At 34.9% G+C, this 634-nt stretch carries 1 protein-coding gene; it reads left to right on the top strand.

Annotated features, from left to right (window positions below; all coding sequences use genetic code 11):
• On the top strand, positions 1-634 hold a 634-nt coding region (locus tag B5F76_RS14680; protein WP_144268525.1), incomplete at both ends, for a transposase.

Below are 634 nucleotides of genomic sequence, written 5' to 3'. Positions count from 1 at the left end.
ATAAGAATGGTAAATTTACTCAAACAGAAGCAAGCAGAGTAACTGGTTATTCTCGTGTTACAATTGGTAAATGGTGTAGAAATGAAGAATATACAGCAAAACCAAGGGGTCATAGAGCTGCTGCATTTTCAGAAGAAGAATTGACTCAATTGGCAGAATTTATAGAAAATAATGTAGATGCTACCCTTGCTGAGATTAGAGAGCATTTTGGTAAAAAGTGTTCTCTTTCGTCAGTACATAGGGCTATTCAAAAAATTAAATTTACATTTAAAAAAAAAAGCCTGCATGCCGATGAGCAAGACAGCGAGGAAGTAATTGCAGCTAGAAAAGAATTTCTTGAAAAAATCTTGGAAATTAATCCTTATGCATTGAATTTTTTGGATGAATCAGCGACACGTACAGATATGACGCGAAAATATGGAAGAAGTTACAAAGGAAAACGATGTGTCGACTCCGCTCCTGGTTCTTGGAAAACTTTAACACTCATGGCGTCTTTTAACTTGAATGGCGATATATCCCCTGTTGTTTTTCCAGGAGCACTAAATAGAATAACTTTTGAAAAGTGTCTCGAAAAATTTATTCTTCCAAGTATTAAACCAGGACATACACTAGTATTAGATAACTTAAGTTCTCA

The organism is Desulfovibrio sp. An276, assembly GCF_002159665.1.
Lineage (GTDB): Bacteria > Desulfobacterota > Desulfovibrionia > Desulfovibrionales > Desulfovibrionaceae > Desulfovibrio > Desulfovibrio faecigallinarum.
Note: the sequence above shows the minus strand (reverse complement) of the source record. Positions and strands in the feature narration are given on the sequence as shown.